This window comes from Streptomyces sp. NPDC058955 (genome assembly GCF_042741435.1).
Lineage (GTDB): Bacteria > Actinomycetota > Actinomycetes > Streptomycetales > Streptomycetaceae > Streptomyces.
This window is the reverse complement of sequence record NZ_JBHYKM010000106.1, coordinates 26083-27955: the sequence shown is the minus strand read 5'-3', so window position 1 is coordinate 27955 and position 1873 is coordinate 26083. Positions and strand designations below refer to the sequence as shown.

Genomic DNA, 1873 nt, shown 5'->3' with positions numbered 1-1873 from the left:
CGCCGCCGTCAGCCACTCCGGCCGCCGCCACCCGCACGGCTCCCGCGCCCCCGCGCGCGCGACCCGGGCCCGGCACGCGGGGGCACCCGGGGTGGCGGGACCCGCCGCGGGAGCCGCCGGAGCGGCCGGCAGGGAGGCCAGGTCGGGCGCCGCGGCGGCCGGCGGGACGGCGCCCGCCGAGCCGGGCACGGCGCCGCCGAGGAGCCCGCCGATGACGGCGGCGGCGACCGCGGTCGCCGTACGCGGTCCACGGCCCGGACGCACGGGGGTCACGGGGGTCTCCCTTCACCGGGCCCGGGACCCGCCGGATCGTCAGGGGCGGGTCCTGCCCGGCCGGTTGGTCACGAGCGGGTTACGACCCCACCACCCGTCGCACGGAGGTGTCAATGCGACGGGGCGAAGTGTCGGCTTTGCCCGGTGAACCTCCGGCGAGCTGTCGCCCTTTCGCCACGTTCCCCCGGTAAAAGGGGCAAAGGGAGGCGCGATGGGTAGGTCTCCCACTCGTCGCACCCACGGCCGCCGGCCACCAGCCGTCCGGCCACCACCCGTCGAGACGAACCGGGAGAACCCCGTGACCACGACCGCCCGCCCCCTGTCCGGACGGATACGGATCCCGCGCCAGGCCGCCTCCGGCGACGCCCCGCCCACCGGGCCCGCGCCGCTCACCAGCGAGCCCTCGTGGGCGGCCGCCGCGCCGCTGACCAGCGAGCCGCCGCAGGCCGGCGCCGCGCCCCTCACCAGCGAGCCGCCCCTGACCGGCGCGGCCCCCCTCACCAGCGAGCCCGCCGCCCCCGGAACACGGTGCGGCACGGAGTCCCCCGGAGCGTGAAGTGACCCTGGCCCGCCTCGCCGCCCGACACGGCGTCGCCACCGAGTTCAGCCCGTCCGAGGGCGTCACCAGGGCCGTGCCCGAGGCCACCGTGGTCGCGGTGCTCGGCGCCCTCGGGGTCGACGCCACCACCCCGGAGGCGGTCGCCGCCTCCCTCGGCGCGGCGGAGCGGGCCGACCGGGAGCGGCTGCTCCCGCCCACCCTCGTCCGGCACGCCGGCGAGGAACCGTCCGGCCCGCCCGCCGGGCTGCCCGCCGGGACCCGGCTGCGGATCACCACCGAGACCGGCGCCGTCCACACCGGCGAGGACGGCGGCGCCTGGGAGCGGCTCCCGCTCGGCGTGCACACCGTGGACGCCGAGGCGCCCGACGGCCGCACCGGCCGCGCCACCCTGATCGTCGCCCCCGCGCGGGTCCCGGCCCCCGCCACGCGCGCGTACGGCCTGCTCGTCCAGCTCTACTCGCTGCTCTCCGAGCACTCCTGGGGCATGGGCGACCTCGGCGACCTGCGCGAGCTCGTCTCCTGGGCGGGCCGCGCGCACGGCGCCGGATTCGTCCAGGTCAACCCGCTGCACGCGGGCGTGCCCGGCGCGCCCTCGGACCCGTCCCCGTACCGCCCCTCCTCGCGCCGCTTCCCCGACCCCGTCCACCTGCGGATCGAGCGGATCCCCGAGTACGCCCACCTGGCCCCCGGCCCCCGCGAGGAACTGGACCGGATCCTCGCCGCCGCCGCCGAACTGCGCGAGAGCGTCCTCGGCAAGGGCACCGCGATCGACCGGGACGCCGTCTGGGCGCTCAAGCTCCGCGCCCTGGAACGCGTCGCCGCCGTCGAGCTCGGCCCCGGCCGCCGCGCCGACTTCCACGACTTCCTCGCCGAGCGCGGCCGCGCCCTGGAGGACCACGCCACCTACCAGGCCCTCGCCGAGCGCCACGGCCCCCACTGGCGCTCCTGGCCCGAGGGGCTGCGCACCCCGGACGGCGCCCGGGGCGGCGCGCGCCCCCCCGCCCGGGCGGGCGCGCGCGACTACCTGTGCGCCCCCCCGCC

At 79.8% G+C, this 1873-nt stretch carries 1 protein-coding gene and 2 pseudogenes; 2 read left to right on the top strand and 1 reads right to left on the bottom strand.

Annotated features, from left to right (window positions below):
- Nucleotides 1–273, bottom strand: a pseudogene (locus ACFW1I_RS30330) (hypothetical protein); the annotation flags it as partial.
- A gap of 298 nt (nt 274–571) precedes the next feature.
- On the opposite strand from ACFW1I_RS30330, the gene ACFW1I_RS30325 reads away from it, so the two are divergent.
- Together ACFW1I_RS30325 and ACFW1I_RS30320 are read left to right on the top strand one after the other, a co-directional pair.
- Entirely contained in the window at nt 572–829 is a 258-nt protein-coding gene (locus ACFW1I_RS30325; RefSeq protein WP_384675905.1) for a hypothetical protein, read from the top strand.
- A gap of 1 nt (nt 830) precedes the next feature.
- Nucleotides 831–1873, top strand: a pseudogene (locus ACFW1I_RS30320) (4-alpha-glucanotransferase); the annotation flags it as partial.